17 protein-coding genes are annotated in these 21,093 nt (G+C 57.4%); 15 read left to right on the forward strand and 2 right to left on the reverse strand.

Annotated elements, in window-relative coordinates; genetic code table 11:
- Nucleotides 1–12: 12 nt before the first annotated feature.
- Nucleotides 13–1,587 (reverse strand): DUF349 domain-containing protein, encoded by a 1,575-nt coding sequence (locus FYJ63_RS09460; RefSeq protein ID WP_154546093.1) that lies wholly within the window; start codon nucleotides 1,585–1,587, stop codon nucleotides 13–15.
- Nucleotides 1,588–1,753: 166 nt separating this feature from the next.
- On the opposite strand from FYJ63_RS09460, the gene FYJ63_RS09465 reads away from it, so the two are divergent.
- The 6 genes from FYJ63_RS09465 (at nucleotide 1,754) to FYJ63_RS09490 (ending at nucleotide 9,586) form a co-directional block, all read left to right on the forward strand.
- Entirely contained in the window at nucleotides 1,754–2,488 is a 735-nt protein-coding gene (locus FYJ63_RS09465) for an MBL fold metallo-hydrolase (protein WP_154546095.1), read from the forward strand.
- Between the two features lie 4 nt (nucleotides 2,489–2,492).
- A complete protein-coding gene (gene hisS / locus FYJ63_RS09470; RefSeq protein ID WP_154546098.1) occupies nucleotides 2,493–3,806 on the forward strand; it encodes a histidine--tRNA ligase in 1,314 nt (437 codons plus the stop codon).
- The gene (locus tag FYJ63_RS09475) at nucleotides 3,799–5,430 is read left to right on the forward strand and encodes a dynamin family protein (RefSeq protein ID WP_154546100.1); all 1,632 of its coding nucleotides are present in this window, start codon (nucleotides 3,799–3,801) and stop codon (nucleotides 5,428–5,430) included. The genes hisS and FYJ63_RS09475 overlap by 8 nt, the downstream gene beginning before the upstream one ends.
- On the forward strand, nucleotides 5,418–6,998 hold the full coding sequence (locus FYJ63_RS09480) for a P-loop NTPase family protein (RefSeq protein WP_338106903.1): 1,581 nt from the start codon (nucleotides 5,418–5,420) through the stop codon (nucleotides 6,996–6,998). The genes FYJ63_RS09475 and FYJ63_RS09480 overlap by 13 nt, the downstream gene beginning before the upstream one ends.
- Before the next feature lie 85 nt (nucleotides 6,999–7,083).
- On the forward strand, nucleotides 7,084–8,871 hold the full coding sequence (aspS, locus tag FYJ63_RS09485; RefSeq protein WP_154546104.1) for an aspartate--tRNA ligase: 1,788 nt from the start codon (nucleotides 7,084–7,086) through the stop codon (nucleotides 8,869–8,871).
- 91 nt (nucleotides 8,872–8,962) lie between these two features.
- Nucleotides 8,963–9,586 carry an L-threonylcarbamoyladenylate synthase gene (locus FYJ63_RS09490; protein WP_154546106.1) on the forward strand — a complete coding sequence of 208 codons (624 nt, stop codon included), beginning with the start codon at nucleotides 8,963–8,965 and terminating at the stop codon, nucleotides 9,584–9,586.
- 3 nt (nucleotides 9,587–9,589) lie between these two features.
- Here the strand turns inward: FYJ63_RS09490 and FYJ63_RS09495 are convergent, their stop codons facing one another.
- Complete coding sequence (locus FYJ63_RS09495) at nucleotides 9,590–11,812, reverse strand: MMPL family transporter (RefSeq protein ID WP_229770105.1); 2,223 nt, start codon at nucleotides 11,810–11,812, stop codon at nucleotides 9,590–9,592.
- A 75-nt stretch (nucleotides 11,813–11,887) separates the two neighbouring features.
- On the opposite strand from FYJ63_RS09495, the gene FYJ63_RS09500 reads away from it, so the two are divergent.
- From FYJ63_RS09500 to FYJ63_RS09540, 9 genes are all read left to right on the forward strand, one after another.
- Entirely contained in the window at nucleotides 11,888–13,225 is a 1,338-nt protein-coding gene (locus FYJ63_RS09500) for a replication-associated recombination protein A (protein WP_154546108.1), read from the forward strand.
- Nucleotides 13,226–13,386: 161 nt separating this feature from the next.
- Nucleotides 13,387–14,007, forward strand: a complete 621-nt coding sequence (rpsD, locus tag FYJ63_RS09505; protein ID WP_154546110.1) for a 30S ribosomal protein S4 — start codon at nucleotides 13,387–13,389, stop codon at nucleotides 14,005–14,007.
- 127 nt (nucleotides 14,008–14,134) lie between these two features.
- Nucleotides 14,135–14,491, forward strand: coding sequence for a DUF948 domain-containing protein (locus FYJ63_RS09510; RefSeq protein WP_154546112.1), 357 nt, complete (start codon nucleotides 14,135–14,137; stop codon nucleotides 14,489–14,491).
- 3 nt (nucleotides 14,492–14,494) lie between these two features.
- Entirely contained in the window at nucleotides 14,495–14,776 is a 282-nt protein-coding gene (locus FYJ63_RS09515) for a hypothetical protein (protein WP_154546114.1), read from the forward strand.
- Nucleotides 14,777–14,799: 23 nt separating this feature from the next.
- Nucleotides 14,800–17,484 (forward strand): alanine--tRNA ligase, encoded by a 2,685-nt coding sequence (gene alaS, locus FYJ63_RS09520; RefSeq protein ID WP_154546116.1) that lies wholly within the window; start codon nucleotides 14,800–14,802, stop codon nucleotides 17,482–17,484.
- A 10-nt stretch (nucleotides 17,485–17,494) separates the two neighbouring features.
- Nucleotides 17,495–17,956 carry a Holliday junction resolvase RuvX gene (ruvX, locus tag FYJ63_RS09525; protein ID WP_154546118.1) on the forward strand — a complete coding sequence of 154 codons (462 nt, stop codon included), beginning with the start codon at nucleotides 17,495–17,497 and terminating at the stop codon, nucleotides 17,954–17,956.
- A gap of 24 nt (nucleotides 17,957–17,980) precedes the next feature.
- Nucleotides 17,981–19,360, forward strand: a complete 1,380-nt coding sequence (mltG, locus tag FYJ63_RS09530) for an endolytic transglycosylase MltG (RefSeq protein WP_229770106.1) — start codon at nucleotides 17,981–17,983, stop codon at nucleotides 19,358–19,360.
- Nucleotides 19,344–20,279 (forward strand): shikimate dehydrogenase, encoded by a 936-nt coding sequence (locus FYJ63_RS09535; RefSeq protein ID WP_154546120.1) that lies wholly within the window; start codon nucleotides 19,344–19,346, stop codon nucleotides 20,277–20,279. Before mltG ends, FYJ63_RS09535 begins: the two co-directional genes overlap by 17 nt.
- A gap of 72 nt (nucleotides 20,280–20,351) precedes the next feature.
- Nucleotides 20,352–21,029: a prepilin peptidase gene (locus tag FYJ63_RS09540; protein WP_338106904.1), complete on the forward strand. Its 678-nt coding sequence runs from the start codon at nucleotides 20,352–20,354 to the stop codon at nucleotides 21,027–21,029.
- The last annotated feature ends 64 nt before the right edge of the window (nucleotides 21,030–21,093 follow it).

Genomic DNA, 21,093 nt, shown 5'->3' on the forward strand with positions numbered 1-21,093 from the left:
CATCGGGTGTCGTTATTCCGCGGCGGTTTTGCGAGCCTGATCGAGCCAGGACTTGCGGGCGGCGAGATCCTCTTCGAGGTTCTTGGTGTCCTGCTTGGCCGCCTTGGCTTCAGAAATTTCCTTCTCGATTTCGGCAATCTTTTCTTCCAACTGACCCACGAGTCCCTCGGCCCGCGCCTTGGTCTCCGGATTGGTCTTATTCCACAAGTCCTTTTCGGCCTTAGAAATGGCTTCTTCCACGGAACGCAACCCGTTCTCCAGGCGCTGCATATCTCCGCGGGGAACCCGACCGGCCTCATCCCACTTGTCGAGGAGATTCCTAAATGCCGCTTTGGCGGAATCCAAATCCTTGATTGGCAACAAAGCCTTCGCTTGTTCAAGCAGCTTTTCTTTCACCGCCAGGTTTTCGTGTTCCTCGGAGTCGGTCTTGGCGTTAGCCTCGCCGCGGGCATCGAAGAACCCCTGCTGGGCGGCACGGAAACGCTCCCACAAGGCGTCGTCTTCCTTTCGAGACGCGCGACCCGCAGCCTTCCATTCACTCATCAAATCGCGGTAGGCCTGGGAAGTCTTGGACCAATCGGTCGAACCGGAAAGCTCTTCGGCGCGCTTAATCAAAGCCTCTTTCTTCGTCTTCACTTCGGCGCGCTTGGCGTCGAGCTGGGAGAAGAAAGCCTTGCGGTGGCGGTCGAAGGAGGTCCTGGCTGCCGAGAAACGCTTCCACAAAGCGTCTTCGGTGGCGCGATCCAAATGCGGGCCCTTCCGCTGCGCCTCTTTCCAGGAATCCAACAAGCCACGCAGACGCTCCCCGGACTGTTTCCACTGGGTGCGAGCCGGATCCTGAGCCGCGATTTTCTCGGCAGTCTCCACAATCTTTGTGCGAGCCTCCAGAGCCTTAGCTTTCGCAACTTCCCGCTCTTTCGCGAGAGCCTCCTTGCGAGCCTTGCCCTGTTCATGCAGCTTGGCGACCCGAGAGCGCAAACCGGCCAAATCACCAACGGCCATGGGGGACTCCAGAGCCGTATCCAAAGACTTCAAGGTGGCGTCAATATCGCCGGCCTTCAGAGAAGGCATCCGCGCTCCGGCCAAATCTACCTGTGCTTGGAGATCGAGGAACCGGCGCACATAGAGGGCGAAAGGATTCTCCGGCACACCTTCCGGATATTGACCGACTTCCCGTTCTTCCTCCCCGTCCTTCACGAAAACTCGTCCCTCTTCGTCAATCCGCCCGAACTTGGAAGCTTCTTCCATGGCGAGCTTCTCGGTGGGAGCAATAGGGGCTTGGGCGGCTTGGGCGTCTTCCAGATTCACGGGACTGAACCGTGCGGAGGGCTCGGTTTCCTTAGCAGCTTCTTGGGTGGCGGCTTCGGTTTCGCGCTGTGGCGTCTCTTGGACCGGTTCTTCAGGTTTCTCTTCCGGCTTTTCTAGAGGCTTGTCCTCCGCAGAGGCCTTCTCTGTCCCCGGTGCTTCGCCACTTACTGCGGGGGCCACCTCAAAACTGGCAGCTTCGACAGGTTCTGGAGCGGTGCTGGTAGCGGGTTTTTCAACCTCAGATGTAGCAGCTTTGGTTTCCTCTTCCGCAGTGGTCATGTAGTTATATCCTCCTGTGACGGGGTAAGCGATTGGCGTTTCCGTTCTCATTGGCGTTTATCTGATTGAAATTTACCAGATACTGCTAACTTTACTGGAATTTGAGGGTTTAAGAAAAAATCCCCGACTTTGCTAAATACGGTCGAAAATCCGTTAACCTTGAGTTATGGATTTTTTGCGGATTGTTTCCCCCATATATGGGGAGAACTGTTACGTCTTGGTGACGGCTTCGAAAGCGGCTCTGGTGGTGGATCCCGGAGCAAAAACCGCCTCGCGAGTCAGCCAAGTGCTCAGTGAACTTGGAGCGAAACTTGAAGCGATTGTCTTGACTCACGGCCATGCTGACCACTTGTGGAACACGGCCAAAGTCGCCGCCTTAAATCCGCAGGCTCCCATTTACCTGGCGACCCCCGACCACTTCTGGGTCGAGGCACCCGGACCTGCCACCCAGCTCGGGGTGAATAGCGACTTCGAATCCGTGGATGGCGTTTGGGAACCCATCAAAGTGGTAGCTCCTCGTGCGGAACTGTTTGGTGAAGGCGGGGCGGAAATCATCAAGGGTCTCACCTTGCGGGCGCTGCCAGCCCCCGGTCATTCCCCTGGTTGTACCATGTTTTTCGGGCTGGCGAATCAGCCCGATGACCACGGCCAAGGGCTGGGATTCGACGGGAGAGAAAACCAGGCTTTTTGTTTTTCCGGAGACGTGATTTTTCAAGGCTCCATTGGGCGCACGGATCTTCCACATTCGGATCCGGAAGTTATGCAAGAAACCTTGCGTACTTTGCGTTTGAGTGTCAATCCCGACACTTTGCTGCTTACCGGACACGGCCCTTCGACCACTTGGAAACATGAACTGGAAACGAATCCGTTTCTTCCCCGAACCCGGAAAGTGACAGAATAACATTATGATGACTTCGTTATCGGGCTTTCCAGAATATACTCCCGAGGAAAAAATTTTAGAAGACGCGCTTCTCGAAAAACTCACGCGGGTTTTTGAATTGCACGGCTTTTCGCACTTGGAAACTCGGGCCGTGGAGCCACTTTCTGTTTTGGAGAAAAAAGGCGAGACCTCCAAAGAGGTTTACACCTTGACGCGCTTGCAGGATAAAGATTCCGGCTCTAAAGCGAAAAACGGGCTGCACTTTGATTTGACGGTTCCGCTGGCTCGCTATGTTCTCGAAAATGCCCACCTGTTGCATTTCCCGTTTTTGCGTTACCAGATTCAAAAAGTTTGGCGGGGGGAGCGTCCCCAGGAAGGCCGGTTTCGCGAATTTGTGCAAGCCGACATCGACATGATTGGCCAAGACACTTTGCCCGACCACTTCGAGATTGAGGCTCCGCTCATCATGGCCGAGGCCTTGGAGACGCTACCGATTCCCCGTCCGGTGGTTCACGTGAATTCGCGCAAGGTTCTGGAAGGGGCCTGCACCGCCTTGGGGATTACGGAAGTGGATGCCGTGCTCCAGGTGATTGATAAACACGACAAGGTCACTCCGGAGGTTTTCTCCGAGATGCTCTCCGAGTTGGGGCTGAGCGCCGAACAGGTCGGCAAGATTTGGGATCTGTCGGGGATTTCGGGGACAGACCCGTCGGTGGTTGATGAAGTTCGCGCTTTACAACTCGACAATCCCTTGCTGGAGGAAGGGCTCGAAGATGTGGCCCGGATGCTGCGCGCTGCCGCCTTGCGGGGCAGAGACAATGTGATGGCTGATTTCAAGATTGCCCGCGGGCTCGACTACTACACCGGCATGGTTTACGAGACTTTCATCACTGGCGCGGAATCATATGGTTCGATTTGTTCCGGAGGACGCTACGACAACCTGGTGTCCCAAGGCAAGCGAACTTTCCCTGGAGTGGGCATGTCGATTGGGCTGACCCGCCTGATTTCTATAATTCTTGCGAATAACTGGGCCACAGCTTCTCGCAGTGTTCCCACGACCGTTTTGGTTCTAGTGGATTCCGAAGAGACCAGGCCCGCAGCCGATGCGGTGGCACAAACCTTGCGAGCTCGCGGGATTAACACCGAAGTCAGTCCCACTGCCTCCAAATATGGCAAGCAGATCAAATACGCCTCCACCCGCGGGATTCCCTATGTGTGGTTCGTGGAACAGGGGGAAGTGAAAAATCTCCTCACCGGTGACCAGGTTCCCGCCGATCCCGCCGTTTTCGAATTTGCTCCGGAGCTACTGAAACCACAGGTGGAATCCCAAGATGGCTAAGTCCTTGCACGAGTCCTTGCGGGAGCTGGCCCGCCTGTTGGGGGAGCTGAATTTTCAGTTTCCTCGCGAAGGCGTTGCGGCTGGCACTTTGCGAGATCGTACCGTCCGCCGGTTGACCGACCACCTGGCGGCACGCGGGCGTGACCTCGATGCCCCCTTGGTGGCCGTGTTGGTGGGTTCCACCGGTGTGGGGAAAACCACCATCTTGAATTCTCTGGTGGGTGAGATAGGCCCCACCTCAGTCCAGCGCCCCACCACCCTTACTCCGGTTTTGGTGCATCATCCGGATGATGAACTGTGGCTGGCCGCGGATCGAATCTTGGGAGGGTTCGACAAAATTCGTTTGGATGCCGATGAGGCGTCCGCGGAGGGAAGCCACTCGGAGAGGCCAGTCTTGCAGGTAAAAACTTCCGAAAAGCTCCGGCCCGGCATTTTCCTGATTGATACTCCCGATGTGGATTCCTATGTGGAGACAAATCGTCACCTGGCCCTGCAGCTACTGGATGCGGCGGATCTATGGATTTTCGTCACCACCGCCCAGCGATACGCCGAACCTCAGGGGATCGACTTGCTCAAGGCTGCCGCGAGAAGAAAAGTTGCGGTCGGGGTGGTCTTGAATCGGGTTGGTCACGGGAGTCTATTGGATTCCAAGACGGGTTTTTCTGAAAAAATTCAACAAGCGGGATTGGGCGACACCCCGATTTTTGCTATCACCGAAGGCCAGCTTCAAGGCGGGATGCTTCCCGATGCCGATGTGGAGACGCTGAAAAAATGGTTGGACGGCCTTGCTGGGGATGCCCTGTTGCGGACCGCCACCGCTCGACAGGCCCTTTTCGGGTCACTGGCGGAAGTGCTGGAAACCTCACGGAAACTGGCCTCGATTTTTGCGGCGGAAGAAGAACAATCCCAGCGGGCCCAAACAGCGTTAGCGGAGCTGGCTGCGTCCCAAAAATCGGCGGGAGAACATTGTTGGCTCGAGACCCCGATTCTGGAAGGCGAACCGGTCTCTCGGTTCAACCACTATGCCCAAGCGATCTTTGAAGAAGATTCCGCCGAGGATTCGTGGATCCGGAAACGCTTGAACTGGCGGCGGAGCCTGTATGGAGAAAAACTTAGTTTGCGGCCCGGTGTGGAGGCTGCCAAGCGCGCCTTGGACGCGGCCCAAGAGAGCTTCATGGCGTCGATTCCTCGCACGATTCACCCACGTTTGGAGGACCTCGACCTTGAGCCGAGCCAGGGGGAAGGCCTAGGTGAGGATTGGAAAACCGTGTCGCTTTACAGTCAATGGCACCGCGCGCTTTCCGGCGCTATTAGCGCTAAACAAACCGCGGACCGCCCTTGGAGAGAGGAAACCCCGGAGGCTATTTTCTTGGCTCTACTGATGGAACTCTATGTGGCGGAAGAACAAACTCCCGTCACTTTCCTAGAGCATTATCTAACTTCTGCTGACCACGAGGAACTCAAGACGAAGCTTCGGGAAACCGTGGCTGGGAGCGTGGAGACGTGGGCAGAGGAGGTTCACGAGGCCATGGAAAAACTCGTACCCGCAACCGAAGACAATCCGGCACAGGCCAAGGAAATCTTGAAACTCATCACCGAATTGCAGGAGCAGTGGTCACAGTGAGAAACACCCCGGAAACGCGTTTTGCGCGGGTCAACCAAGCAGGCGAAGACCTCCAGGCGCTGCTGGCCCCACCCGAGTTGGGCGAGAGTTTCCCCGACTTGGCTCGCTGGCACGAAGAGCTAGCGGCCCTGCAAAAAAGTCTTTCTACTCAGCAGTCTCATTCGGATTTTGCCCTGGTGGTTTTCGCCGGCTCCAGTGGCGGAGGGAAATCCACCCTGTTGAATGCGCTTGCGCGGTCGAACCTCGTGGAGACGGGAACTGCCCGCCCCACAACGAAAGAGATTCGAGCCTTCACTCACCCCGAAGCCGATATTTCAACCAGGCGCGAATACACGGGGCTCGCGGATTTACGCGCGGTAGATAGCGAAGATGCCGGGGCCTTTCCCGAGTGGCTGGTGGCGGTAGAGGTTCCGGATCGGAGACTTTTCCAAGAGGAAAACCCGAGGTTCGCAGCAAAAATCGAGGAGATTCTCGACCTCGCCGACGTAACCGTGTGGGTGACCGACCCCCAAAAATATGCCGATGCCGATTTCTTGGCGGATCTTCGCCGGTGGGGCAATCCCCAAGGCTCAGTGGTGGTCTTGACCCACACCGAGGCATTGGCCGCTGATTCTCTCGACGCGGTGATGAAAGATTTACAAACTGCTCTCGAAAAATCGGGGATTGGGCTTCCGGTTATGAACGCCACCGTTTTTGACGAATCCACTGTGGCGGCGTTTCGGGAGAAAATTCTCGAGATGGCTACGTTGCCCGAGTCTCGTTTCCGCGCCATGAATTTCCGTCTCCAAAAAGTGGCCCAAACCATTGCCCGCGAAGCCGCAGTGAGTCCGGAGGTCGAGGTCGAAACTCAGGGCGCCGAAGAGAAGTTCTGTGGGCAAGTGGCTCAGGCTTGCGCCGTGGAAGAAACCGAGGAACAGCTACAGAAATCCTATTTGCGAGCCTCAAGGCCCTTCATGATGCCCCCGCCCCTGACCTGGCTGGCAGGAGCCCAGCCCCTGACCGAATCTCCCCAGTTCCTCCCTCCGAAGACGAACACCGCGGAAGTGAACCTCGCGGCGAGACACTTCGTAGATGCAGTAGGGGAGAAATACCCCCAAAACTGGAACAGTTTTTTCCACCGTCGGGCCGCTCACCACGCAGCGTCACTCATCTCTGCGCTGGACTTGGCGATGGCCTCCTGGGAGGGACCGCGTTTGGAAAACAAATTGTGGTGGCGATTGTGGCGAGCCTGGCAGTGGATCATCCTGTTTGCCCTGGTAGCGACCTCGATCTGGGCTTTGATTTGGTTGGTTAGCTTCCTGGGAGGTGCCCCGATTCCAGGGTTGCTCGGGCCAGTTCCGCTCCCGCCGCTGAGCTTCGGGTTGGCTCTCGTAGTGGTCGTGGTCTCGATGCTTCTCGGGCTTAAAATCTCCGGTTCTAGAGCCAAGAAATTTGGTGAAACCGGAGCCCAAAAATTCCGCCAGCTCCTTGATGAAGTCTCCCGTAAGGCTTTCCTTGCCCCACTCCATCAAGAGATGACCCTCTACCCGCAGGTCTCAGAGCTGACGGCGCAAATGGGTGGGATATAATCTTTTACCTGGAACTGAAAAGGACCTCGGTAGAACCTCCGAAACGTAATAATCGCATCAAATGGCACTTGAAAGAAGGAACACGATGCTTCGAACACACAAATGTGGAGAGTTAACTCTCCAAAACGACCAGGAGACAGTCACCCTGACTGGCTGGGTAGATCGCCGCCGCGACCACGGCGGGGTAGCCTTCATGGATTTGCGTGATGCTTCAGGCATTGTGCAACTCGTGGTCGGGGAAGAAGTCGTTCACGAAGTTCGCAACGAGTATGTCCTCAAAGTGACCGGTAAGGTGCGTAAACGCCCCGATGGGAATGACAATCCGGACATTCCCACCGGCGAAATCGAAGTCGTCGCGGAAGACGTCGAGATTCTGAACACCTGCGCGACCCTGCCGTTCCAGGTCTCTGAACATGCCGAAGAATCCGGCAACGTGGGCGAGGACGTGCGTTTGCGTTACCGTTTCGTGGATTTGCGTCGCCGCCAGTTGCACGACAACTTGGTTTTGCGCGCGAAGATTTCTTCTATTGCGCGCCGCGTCATGGAAAAACATGAGTTCCTGGAGATTGAAACCCCGACCTTGACCCGTTCGACCCCGGAGGGCGCGCGCGACTTTGTGGTTCCCGCCCGCATTAAGCCCGGGTCTTGGTATGCGCTGCCACAATCGCCCCAATTGTTCAAACAGCTTTTGATGGTCGGCGGGATGGAGCGCTATTACCAACTCGCGCGCTGCTACCGCGACGAAGACTCCCGTGCGGACCGTCAACCGGAGTTCACCCAGCTCGACCTCGAGATGAGCTTCGTGGATCAGGATGATGTGATTGCCGTCACTGAGGACTTGTTGAAAGAAGTTTGGTCGGTCATTGGCTACGACTTGAAGACTCCGATTCGGCGGATGCCTTTCCAGGAAGCCATGGATAAATACGGCTCCGATAAACCCGATCTCCGTTTCGGCTATGAGCTCGTGGATTTGACGGAATATTTCGCCGACACGCCCTTCAAGATTTTCCAAGCCCCCTATGTGGGTGCGGTTGTCATGCCCGGTGGTGGCTCGCAACCGCGGCGCACTTTCGACAAGTGGCAAGAATGGGCTAAGGCTCGTGGAGCCAAAGGCTTGGCCTACGTGACTATTGACGAAAACGGTGAAACCGGAGGGCCGGTCGCGAAAAATATTTCCGACACGGAGCGAGACGGCCTAGCCAAAGCCACTGGCGCGAAACCAGGGGACTGCATCTTCTTTGCCGCGGGGGAGAAAACCGCCTCCCAAGAACTTTTGGGTGCGGCTCGTCTCGAGATTGGCAAGCGCTGTAACTTGATTGACCCGAAAGCGTGGGAGTTCACCTGGGTAGTGGACGCGCCCTTGTTCAAGCCCTCCGGTCAGGCCGTGGCGGAAGGCGACGTGGCTCTCGGTCACTCGGCTTGGACCGCGGTTCACCACGCTTTCACTTCCCCGAAACCCGAATGCATGGATACTTTCGACACCGATCCGGGCTCGGCCTTGGCGTATGCCTACGACATTGTCTGTAACGGCGTCGAGCTCGGCGGCGGTTCCATCCGTGTGCATCGCCGCGATGTGCAAGAGCGCATCTTCAAGGTGATGGGGTTCTCGGAAGAAGAAGCTCAGGCTCGGTTCGGGTTCCTCCTGGATGCCTTCAAGTACGGCGCCCCGCCGCACGGTGGTTTGGCTCTGGGATGGGATCGTATCGCCGGCATGTTGACGGCTTCGCCCTCGATTCGCGACGTGATTGCCTTCCCGAAGGCTGGCGACGGTTTTGACCCGATGACTGGTGCTCCCGCTCCGATTACGGACGAGCAGCGCAAGGAGACCGGTGTCGACTGGAAACCGGCTGACGACGTCGACGAAGGCGAGTGAGTCGTCAGTCAAACGGTGTTTGCGATTAAGCGAAGGCAAAGATTTGCCTTCGCCGCAAACACTCCTTTAGAACGATTAAGTACGAGGAATAATGAACGCGAAGGTTTTTGAACTGCATCCGGAAAATCCCCAGGCTCGCGCCTTGAACCAAATCAAGGAGATTATCGACGGGGGAGGGATTATGGCCTACCCCACAGATTCCGGCTATGCGCTCGGTTGTGCCTTGGCTAATGGGGAGGGGCTGGAGCGGATTCGGAAAATCCGCCAACTAGATGAGAAACACCATTTCACGCTGGTGTGTCACGATTTTTCCCAACTCGGGCAACTGGTTTTAGTTTCCAATTCTCAGTATCGGCTCATTAAATCTCTTACTCCGGGTCCCTACACGTTCATTTTGAAAGGTACCAAGGAAGTCCCGCGCGCGACGCTCAACAAGAAGAAGCACTCGGTGGGGGTGCGGATTCCCGACCACAAGGTGGCGCTTTCGCTCGTGGAGGCGCTAGGCGAGGCGATTTTGTCTTGCACACTGATCCTTCCGGGAGAAGACGAACCGTTGAGCGATCCGGTGGATGTGATTGCGAAACTCGGCCATCTTCTCGATGTGATTGTGGACGCTCCGATTGGAAACCCACAAGCCACCACGGTTATCAACATGGAAGATAATGAACCTGTCGTGACCCGCCACGGCGCCGGTCCTGTTGATTTCCTCGAGTGAAAATCACTCTTTCCAGATGAGGCCGGGGTCGTCGGGGAGCTGGTCGGGGTAGGGCTCCAGGAAGGGTGCGAGGAGGAATTTGCTCACCACCGAGTTCAACAGCACAGCGACGGCGAGCGCGAAAGCCGGTTGCTTCACTGCCTGGGCAGTCACCGGTAAGAAAGCCAAGAAAATCGCGAGGTTTGCCAAGGATTTGGTCCACAAGGCTCCGCGGGTTTGGGTCAGTTCTTTCAACAAATTGTTGGCTTCCAGATTCTCGAGCCCAGGAACCTGGCGGGATTTACTCACCGCATAGAGCTGGTAGTCCAGGGCGAGAGCGAAACCGAAACCAGCCAACAAGACCGCCACGCTCGGTTCAATCCCGCCAGACTTGGAGAGGAACGGGAGGAAAGCCCCCCAACCGTCTTGGAAAATTACCGCCGTCACCCCCAGCGAGGCCAGTAAAACCACGAGGTTCAACAAAGTCGCCCAGAAAGCCACCTGGGGTCGGCGGGTCGCGCGAGCCAGAACCAGGAAAGTCGCGAACATCATCACTGCTCCCAAGGGAGGCACAAACCGCAGCAGTTGGTCGGAAAAATCAATCTCGTTGGCGGTTTGTCCCGTCACCAACTTGGTGAAATCTGAGTCCAGGGAGCGGATTTTCTTCACCGCCGTTCCCGCTTCACGCGTGGAGAGGTTGTCCTTGAAGGTCACATTCAAAACCGCGTAGTCTCCAGAGTTTTCCGGATTCACAATTGCATGGGAAATCCCGGGGATTTTGGTGACTTGACCGGCCCAGGTGGCGAGATTCGCGGAAGTAGTTTTCCCGAGAACCTGGACGTCGGGATTCGCTCCGGTCACTCCATATTGTGCCTGCCGCAGGTGTTGGAAAGCTCCCGTGGCGGAAGTCGCAGGAAGCGCGTCTTCACCCGCAGTTTTCCAGGTCACGCCGAAAGCGGGAAGAGCCAAGACCAGCAGCACCACCAGGCCAACGCCCACCCCAATCAGGCGCGAAGAAAGTAACTTGGCGGGAAGCAGGTCTCTAACTCGCCCTCCCACTGCGCCAAAGAATCCGGAGACGGCGTGGAAGAAGTTTTCATGCCAACGCGGGCGGGGGAGTTCGAGCCAAGACTGAGCCAGATAGAGCATAGCGGGAACGAGCGAGAACCCGATAGCGAAACAGCCCCAGATGCTCAAGATAGAAACCACCGCTACCCAGCGAAGATTCGTGGCGGGGAACACCGCTACCGCGAGTAGCCCCAAGGTCATTAATCCGGTAGAAATCAGCAAGAGGCGCACCGAATGACTAAACACCTCATCCAGAGGCGAGCCCGTCGAGGCACGTCTGCTGCGGCGCTTTTGGACTCGAGAGGCGCTGACTTGCGGCAGTTCCGCGGTATATTTCACGACCGCGAGATGGGAACGGGCTCGACTCAACAAGACCAAAGCGAAACCGGTGACAACCCCAAGAGAAAAAAGCATCACCAAGGCGGGGTCTTCGGGACTGGGCGCCACGAAAAGGGAAGCCAGATTGGTGAAGGCTTGAGACAGCGCCCACCCGCTGAAGCTAGACAGAATCACCAATAACGTCAAACGCAGGGAACCCACCGCGATAAACAGCACCAGGGCCAAAAGTCCGAAGGCAATCAGTGTGGCAAGATGAGTGTCGGTCTTCGCGGTGGCACCAACAGCAGCATTGTTGAGATCTTGGTCACTAACGAGCCCGCGGGCTTTCGGAGCAAATGACCGCATATCCTTGGCTACCTGCATCATTTCGGTTTCCGTCATCTGTCGAATCTCATCTGCTTTTTCAGGAAATTGCGTCAGATCCAGCAAGGTCACCATGAGAAAACCCTGCTGGTTCTTGGCGGTGAACTGCTTCATGAGTTCCGCGGCTTGGGGGTTTGAGGCTTGGTCTCCGGCCGCGAAAGGATGGACGACACCGGCGGGAAGCACCCCGGGAATCTCTTGGAGATTCTTGGTGGCGGAGTTCAAAACATTCAACACTTCACTGTGCTGTTTTTGCATATCTACGCCGTCAACCAGGAGATAGACCTGGTAGCTTGCGGACTCGTTGGCCGTAAGAATCTCGGCGGCGCGATATGACTCCGTGTGGGGAATCGAAACCAGCCGATTTTCGGTACGATTCCAGACACTGCCGAGCCCGAAACCGGTCAGGGCGAAAGTCGTAAACACCACAATCAGCAGCGTCCACGCCAGCACTATCGGCAGGGGGCTGCGGCTCAAACTACGGTAAAGTTTTAAGAACACGTTTAGCATTGTCTCATAACCTGATTGCTGCTTTTCCACTAGGGTGGGTTTATGGACTTATTCGATTCTCTCAATTCGGGGGTTGGCGGAATCCCTGAGTTTCGTTCCTCGGCGCCACTGGCAGTGCGGATGCGCCCCACCAGCGTGGAGGAACTGGTCGGACAAGAACACTTACTGGCACCCAATGCGCCGCTGACTCGCCTGTTGCGTGGGGAGACGGAAATGGCTTCTTCGGTAATCCTCTACGGTCCGCCCGGAACCGGAAAAACCACCCTTGCCTTTCTCGTGGCGCAAGCGGGGGGGCGTGAATATGTGCAACTGTCCGCGATTAGCGCGGGAGTGAAAGAGGTGCGGGAAGTCATTGAATCCGCTAAACGTCGTCTGTCTTTACAGGGTCAGGAAACGATTCTGTTTCTCGACGAGGTGCATCGTTTCTCTAAATCCCAGCAGGATTCGTTGCTTCCGGCAGTGGAGAATCGGTGGATTATTCTGATTGCCGCCACGACGGAGAACCCCGCGTTTTCGGTGATTTCGCCCCTGCTGTCCCGCTCGCTCTTGTTGACTTTGCAACCCCTGGAAGACTCGGCGATAGAGACCATTCTTGGCCGTGCCTTGGAAGATGAACGCGGCTTTGGGGGCAAATTTACGTTGCGCGACACTGCTCGAGACACGATTGTGCGACTCGCCGCCAGCGATGGGCGCAAGGCGCTCACGTTGTTGGAGGCGGCTGCCGGCAGCGCCGAGGCTCGTCAACAAAAGGAGATTACGGAAGAAGATGTTGCCGCGGCGGCCGATACCGCCATTGTGCGATACAGCATCGACGAACACTATGACGTGGCCTCGGCGTTTATTAAATCCATGCGGGGTAGTGACCCCGACGCGGCCCTGCACTACCTCGCGCGGATGATTCGCGGGGGAGAGGACCCGCGTTTTATCGCGCGCCGCGTGGTGATTGCGGCGGCGGAGGACGTGGGTTTAGCCGACCCGAGTGTCCTTCCCCTTGCGGTGGCAGCCGCCCAAGCCGTGCAACTTTTGGGAATGCCCGAGGGGCGGATTCCGCTGGCGGAAGCGGTTCTCGCCGTCGCAACCGCCCCGAAGTCGAATCGGGCCTATTTGGGGATCAATGCGGCCCTCTCCGACGTCGACAAGGGCGATATCGGGACGGTACCCACGCCGCTTCGAGACCAACACTATCCGGGTTCGAAACAGGACCGAAAAACTTTGGGAGCCTACAAATACCCTCACGATGATCCCCGCGGAGTTTTAGCCCAACAGTATCTGCCGGACCCCTTGAAAGACCGAATCTACTACGAGCCGTCCTCCCACGGTCGTGAAGCCGCCATCGGCGAGCAACTCCAGAAGTTACGCCAAATCCAGAAAATGGGGTAAACTAGGCGGGTTGCCTGAAAACGGCCTCTTGCGAATCTCAAGAAAACCGCGGCAACAAGCCGAGAGATAGTCTCGGCTCCTGGGGTCTTAGCCCGCGTGGTTGACCCCGCCGTTTCGGGAAGGTCCCGAGGCGGTGACTTTTGAAACAAGTGAGGATATAAATGGCTAATCGTTCACGTAAAATGGTGCGTCTTTCCCGCGCTTTGGGAATGCCGCTCACCCCGAAGGCCAAGCGCTACTTTGAGCGTCGCCCCTACGGTCCGGGCGAGCACGGTCGGGCGCGTCGTCGTTCCGAATCCGACTACGCCGTGCGTTTGAAGGAAAAGCAGCGTTTGCGCGCCCAGTATGCGATTCGCGAGGCGCAGTTGGTGAAGTCCTTCCAGGAAGCCCTGCGGATGGAAGGCCGTACCGGTGACAACCTCGTGGCTTTGCTTGAGGTTCGCTTGGATGCGCTCGTGCTTCGCGCCGGTTTTGGTCGCACCATGTTCCAGGCTCGCCAGATTGTGACCCACCGTCACATCCTGGTTGACGGCAAGATTGTAGACCGCCCCTCTTACCGCGTGCGTCCCGGCCAGACCGTCCAGGTGAAGCCAACCTCTCAGGTGAAGGATCCCTTCGTGGTGGCGGCTCGCGGCTCGCACCGCGATGTGCTCCCGCAGGTGCCGGACTACTTGACGGTGGATCTCGAGAAGCTCCGTTTCACTTTGGACCGCGAGCCCAAGCGCGACGAGGTTCCGATTCAATGTGACGTCCAGCTCGTCGTTGAGTACTACTCTCGCTAAATCTTGACTCTCAGGTGCCCCAGGAATGTTTCATTATTCCTGGGGCACCTGTGTAGATAGAATAAGTAGGTAAACATCGTTTTCGGACAACTGGTGAGCCAGTCGCCGAGCCAAGTGAGGAGTTTTGATGATAGGAGACATCGCAGCCATTATTGCCGCCGTCGCTTTTGCCGTATTGGTGCTGTTTTTAGCGGTGCCGCTGTGGAAACTGGGGGCCGTGTTTGGCCAGTTGGAAAAATCCATTAAGGAAGTGTCCGACGAAGCCATCGTGACCGTAAAACAGGGTCAAGATTCCCTCGACCAGGTCAACAACCAGCTCGTGCGGGTGGACGCCATGACTTCCGCGGCGGGACGTTCCGTGGAAGATGTCTCCGCGCTCACCACCCTGGTGACGGCCACGCTCGGCAAGCCTCTTATCAAGGTGGCAGCCTTCAGCTATGCCGTTCGCAAAGCCATGGGCCTCAACAAAGGAAAGCAGGACTGAAAAATGCATCAAAGTGTGAAAGCCGCTACCGCCACCCTGTTGATTAGCGCCGGCGTGGCCGCGTTTTCCTACCTGGCGATTCCTCCGTTTAAGGAATCCGTTGACGAATTCATCAAAAAGTTCCGCGCCGATATGGGCGAGCGTGAAGACGAACTCATCGAGGCTCTGAGCTCCACCGAGGAGGAAGTCCAAGCCGCCCGCGAAACCTGGGATGGACGAAAATCCTACAAAGGGCGCCATTTGGACGACAGCTCCCTTGATGACGATGATTTAATGTTTGAATAATTATAGAGAAAGATACTTTGACTATGCGCACTGCTGAAGTCCGTCAGCGTTGGCTCGATTTTTTCGCCAAGAATGACCACGAGGTTCGCCCCTCGGTTCCGCTGATTTCCCCCGACCCGTCAATCCTGTTCACGATCGCGGGAATGGTGCCGTTTATTCCCTATATTGTGGGAACCGAACCGGCGCCCTGGCCGCGAGCGACCTCGGTCCAGAAGTGTATCCGCACCAATGACATTGATGAAGTCGGGAAAACCACCCGCCACGGCACCTTCTTTCAGATGTGCGGTAACTTTTCTTTCGGCGACTATTTCAAAGAGGGAGCCTCCCACTACGCCTGGGACTTGCTGACCGGTTCACTCAACGACGGCGGTTACGGGCTCGACGGCGATAAACTCTGGGTCACCATTTGGGAACAGGACGATGAAGCGCTAGAGATTTGGACCAAACAGATTGGCCTGGATCCCACCCATGTCCAGCGTCTACCTCGCGAACAGATTTTCTGGGACACCGGCCAGCCCGGACCTGCCGGCCCCTGCGCCGAAATCCACTATGACCGCGGGCCGGCTTACGGACCCGAGGGCGGGCCGGAAGCCGACACCAAAGGCGACCGCTACCTGGAACTGTGGAACCTGGTTTTTGACGAGTTTTTGCGCGGGGAAGGGAAAGGCAAAGATTACCCCCTGCTCGGAAAACTCGACCAAACCGCGATCGACACGGGTCTCGGCTTGGAGCGCTTGGCGTTTTTACTGCAGGGTAAAGACAATATGTATGAGATTGATGAGGTCTTCCCCGTCATCGAGGTCGCCCAGAAACTCTCGGGACGCAAATACACCTCTTCTCCCGACCCGATGGATGTGCATTTCCGCGTCGTCGCTGACCACGTGCGCTCTTCCCTGATGTTGATTGGTGACGGGGTGCGGCCGAGCAATGAAGGTCGCGGGTATGTGTTGCGCCGACTCATGCGCCGCGCGGTGCGTTCCATGCGACTCCTCGGGGTACAAGATGCCGTGATGCCCCAGCTCTTGCCGGCTTCTATGGATGTGATGAAGGATTCTTACCCCGAGCTAAAAGACAACTGGGAGACGATTGCTGACGTGGCCTACGCCGAAGAAGACGCCTTCCGTCGCACCCTAGATTCCGGCACGGTCATTCTCGACACAGCGGTAGCCAAGGCGAAACAGGCCGGCAAGGATCTTTCCGGCGAGGATGCCTTCCAACTTCACGACACCTACGGTTTCCCCTTGTCCCTCACTTTGGAGATGGCGGCAGAAGCCGGAGTCAAGGTGGATGAGAAACGTTTCACCGAGCTCATGAACGAACAAAAGCAGCGGGCCCGAGCCGATGCGGTCGCGAAGAAAACCGGCCACGTGGACGTCCATGTTTACCACGATCTCGCCGAGAAACTCGGAAAAGCGAAGACCGTGGACTTCCTGGGCTACACCGAGACCTCAGCCCCCGCTAAGGTGGTCGGAATTTTACAAGATGGCCAGCCGGTTCCGGTGGCTACCGCTCCCGCGACGATTGAGGTGTTGCTCGACCGCACTCCTTTCTATGCCGAGGCTGGCGGCCAGCTCGCCGACCAAGGTACGGTGACTTTCGCCGGTGGCGGCGTCTTGGATGTGGCCGATGTACAAGCTCCCGTCAAAGGCCTCCCGATGCACCGCGGCACCTTGACCGAGGGATCGGTAGCGGTGGGAGAAGATGCCCAAGCCACTATCGACGTGGAGCGCCGCGGGGCGATTGCCAGGGCCCACACCTCGACCCACGTCATTCACCAGCTCTTGATGGATCGCCTCGGGGAAGGCGCCACCCAAGCCGGCTCGGAGAACGCGCCGTGGCACGTGCGTTTCGATTTCCGCAACGCGAAAGCCCTGCCCACCTCCATGTTGGAAGATGTGGAGGCGGAAGCCAACGAGCGGCTCCAGGCCAACTTGACGGTGACCGATTATGAAATGCCGATTGAAGAAGCTCGCAAGACCGGCGCCCAAGCCATTTTCGGCGAGAAATACGGCAAGATTGTTCGCATTGTCGATATCGGCGACGGCTGGTCTCGAGAGTTTTGCGGCGGAACCCACGTCCCGCTCACGGGGGCGATTGGTTCGCTCGTGGTTATGGGCGAAGGCTCGGTTGGTTCCGGAGTTCGCCGCATCGAGGCTCTTGTCGGAAACGGCGCGTCCGGCCTGCAAGCTAAAGAACACGCCCTCGTTTCCCAGGTCACGCAACTCGTCGGGGCGAAACCGGAAACCCTGGTGGAGCGGATTTCTTCAATAATGGAGAGGCTCAAGACCGCGGAAAAAGAACTCGAAAAGTCGAGGCTCCAGGCTTTGCTGTCGAATCTTGACGCTTATGTGAAAGCGGCGAAAGACGAGCGCGGCGTGAAGCTCATCGTAGAGTCGGTTCCGGCCGGTTCGGTTGATGACCTGCGGCAAGCTGCCACCGAGTTACGGGGACGCTTCTCGAAGGCGGAGCCTGCCGTGGTGGCGCTAGGTGCCGAGATTGGCGAGAAACCGATGCTGGTGGTGGCTCTAAACGATGCTGCGCGGGAGAAAGGCGTAAAAGCCGGAGCCCTGGTCAAGGCCGGAGCCGGTGCCATGGGCGGCGGCGGTGGCGGCAAGGATGACCTCGCTCAAGGTGGTGGCGCGGCCGGCGGCTCACTCGAAGCCGGATTGGAAGCCGTTTCGAAGACACTGACCCAGACGCTGTCATAGGGATAGGCAGTTGCAAAACGGAAGATTCGTCGGAGTCGATGTGGGCGAGGCTCGCATCGGCGTGGCGCAGGTGTTTGCGGGAATGACTATGGCGGTGCCGGTAACAACCCTGCAGGTCTCGCCTGACGGCTCCGAACTTGAAGAACTCGTAGAGATTATCGAGGCGGAGACTACTGCTGCCGTCTTTGTGGGTTTGCCCTTGTTGATGAGCGGGAAAGAAGGCGCCGCCGCGCGAATGAGTCGGTCCTATGCGCGCCGGCTAGCGCGGCGAATCGTCCCGATCCCTGTCCACCTCATTGATGAACGTCTCACTTCCGCCTCGGCACACGGAAAACTCCGCGAGGCGGGGGTTAAAACGCGGGACCATAAACAGATGGTTGACCAGGTAGCGGCGCAGTTTATTTTGCAACAAGCTCTGGATTTGTCCGCTGGTAACGCTCAATTTGCCGGAGAGTTAGTTATCATAGACTAGATATCTCAACTGTGGAGAGGACTTATGACCAACGAGGCAGCAGGCGAATCTAACCTGCCACAACCGGAGACCCCGCCTAGACCCCGCATGACGCGACGCGAGGCGCGCGCGCTGGCGGAAGCACGCGCGAGAGAGGAAGCCGCCAACCCGCAGACGGCCACTTCCGAGACCGGAACTGACCCTATCTTTCCACCTGTAACTCCGGAACCTGTCGAGACATCCACTCCGGAGGAGCCGCAGAGCCCCGTGGCTCCCGCTCCCCTCCAGCGTCCCGAAGTGGCTCCCATCAACCATCGCCGCTCTGCGCAACGTTCCCGAGTCCGCCGCAAAAAGACTCAGCGTCGCCGCGGGGTGATTATCATAACCATCGTTTTGATTGTGATTCTGGTGGGAGCGGTGTTTGCGGGGCTGCTCATCAAACGTAGTCTTGACGCTAAAGGCCGGGACTACGAGGGACAGGGCACCGGTAAAATCGAGGTGACGGTTCCCGAGGGAGCCACCGGTTCCGATATTTCCCAAATCTTGGCTAAAGCCGACGTGGTGGCCTCTTCCCAAGCTTTCTTCAATGCCTGCCTCGACCAGGAGGCGGCCTGCCGTAATATCCAACCCGGAACCTACACGTTGGCGAAACGCATGTCTGCCGCTAGCGCCTTGGCGCTGTTGGTGGATGAGGCGAACCGGATTGATTCCCAAATCACTCTCGGCCCGGGTCTCACCAAGTGGCAGGTCAAAGACCAGCTCGTTGCTAAAGGTGGGTTCACTCCCGAAGAGGTTGATGCCGCTTTCGCTGCCGCCCCGGGACTTCCGGCAGTGGCCGGCGGCAATGTTGAGGGTTGGCTCGCTCCCGGGTCCTATCTTGTGATGCCGGGGCAAACTGCCTCCGAGGTCGTCGGCAAGATGGTGGCGAACAATGTGGCGCGACTCAAAGAGTCCGGCCTTCCGGAATCTGAGTGGCAAAACTTCCTCATCAAGGCCTCTATTGTCCAGCGGGAAGGCTCTGACCTCCAAAAACAGGACTATGCGAAGATTGCCCGCGTGGTGGAAAATCGTCTGGATACCACGAAGGAAACCGTCGGTTACATGAATATGGACTCCACGGTGCTCTACGGGCTGGGTGAGTCCTCGAAAGACCGCAAGTTGCCGACGAGTGCCGAGGTGGCAGACGCGAACAACCCTTACAACACCTACAAGCACAAGGGCCTTCCCCCGAGCCCCATCGGCGTGGTCGGAGCGGATGCTTTCAAGGGAACGCTGAAGCCCGCGGCGGGAGACTGGCTCTATTTCACGACCGTGGACTTGAACACCGGCGAAACCCGTTTTTCTGCCACGATGGCCGAGCAGCAGGCGAATGTCGAGCTCTTGAAAAAGTTCTGCGAAAACAATCCCGATGTCTGCACCGGTTGATTCCAAGAATCGGACGGGAGATACGCCAATGTCTCTGCCCTACGGTCTCGTGGTGGGAGACCCCATCGCGCATTCCCTGTCTCCGGTCATTCATCTTGCGGCCTATCGGGAACTCGGTCTGGACTGGGATTTTTCTCGCCGCCAGGTTCCAGCCGGAGGCTTAGCGAAACTACTTCAGAAGCTCGAGGGGGAGGCGGGTTTTGCCCGCGGGGAGGCCTGTCGTGGCCTGTCGGTGACGATGCCTTTAAAGCCCGAGGCGCTACGCTTAGCCGCATATGTGGATGGGCTCGCCAAAGCCACCGGCGCCGTCAACACCCTGGTCCCGAGTTCCGGGGCATGGACCGGATTCAACACGGACGTCGCGGGAATCGTGGAGGCGTTTCGAGGCGGAGGCGCCCGTTCTTCGACAGCGGCGTCTTTTGAAGCAGTTATCTTCGGTTCGGGAGCCACCGCGGGTTCCGCGATCGCCGCCTTGCGGGAGCTGGGAGCCGAAACCATCACCGTGGTGAGTCGCTCCCTTGACCGTTCGGGCCCAGCTTTTGTGGCAGCGGAGCGAATGTTTGTGGAGGTAAACCACCTAAGCTGGGGTGACGAAGCCGAGCTTGCAAAGGTTTTGGGGCGAGCCAATCTGGTGTTTTGCACGGTTCCCGGACCGAATCAAAAGACCTTGCCCCTGCCGGACTTGAACCCGCAGGCTTTCGTTTTGGACGCGGTCTATGACCCGTGGCCCACCCCGATAGCGTCTTGGGCTGAGGGCTACGGCGCGAAAGTGATTCCCGGTTGGGAAATGCTGGCCTACCAGGGAATAGCCCAGGTTAAGCTGTTCACCGGTCGCGAAATTGGGTCTGCTGTGGTGATTGGGGCGTTAGAAAACGCTATTCGTGACCGCCGGGGTCAAGAAACAAGATATAGTAATTAATGATTGCTCTGCACGAATCGAAGCAGCGTCGCTTCGAAAGATGCATCTGGTAAGAATCGAGGTAACACCCGAGTGCTAACCCTTGTCATTATCTGGATTGTCTGCGCCGTGGCGGGCTATTGGAGCGGGAGTCTGTTGTTGCAATCTGCGGCGCAGAGGCATCTCGATTTCACCGATCGCTGTCTTATGCGTTTTCCTCTCCGCAGCGCGCTCTACAGTGTTTTGTTTGCGATTGGCCAGTGGCTGATTGTGATGTATTTGACCAAAGGGACTGAACCGCCGATTATCTGGTCTGTGCTACTACCAGCCTATTTACTTACTCCGGTGACCTTGGTTTTGATGGCTTCAGATGCTAGGTGGCATCTCCTCCCGAACCGGATTCTCTATCCCACTGCGGCGCTGATTTTCCCGCTCGTGTCGGTGCTAGCGATTCACGACTCCAACTGGGCGGCGCTGCTGCGGGTGTGGGTGCTCGGGCTCGGGGTGGGAATCTTGCTCCTGATAGCGTCGTTTTTCGGGCTCGGAATGGGAGACGTCAAACTCGGCGCCATCTTGGCGGCGTGGCTCGGGCTCTACGGCTGGTTTGCGCCGTTCATCATGCTGTTTTTAGCCAGTGTCTTGGCGGGAGTGTATGCGCTAGTGGCGATTGCAAGTCGGAAAGCGAATCTGCGTTCGCATCTGGCTTTCGGCCCGTGGCTGATTTGCGCGGCGTATCTGACTTGGATTGCCTACCTGCCGGCGTTGCTCTGAATCAAGGCGAACGCCTGGGCTTGATTGCGCTGGGGGCAAGTCCAACGATTCGCATGATTGTCGG

Source organism: Mobiluncus porci (genome assembly GCF_009695935.1).
GTDB lineage: Bacteria > Actinomycetota > Actinomycetes > Actinomycetales > Actinomycetaceae > Mobiluncus > Mobiluncus porci.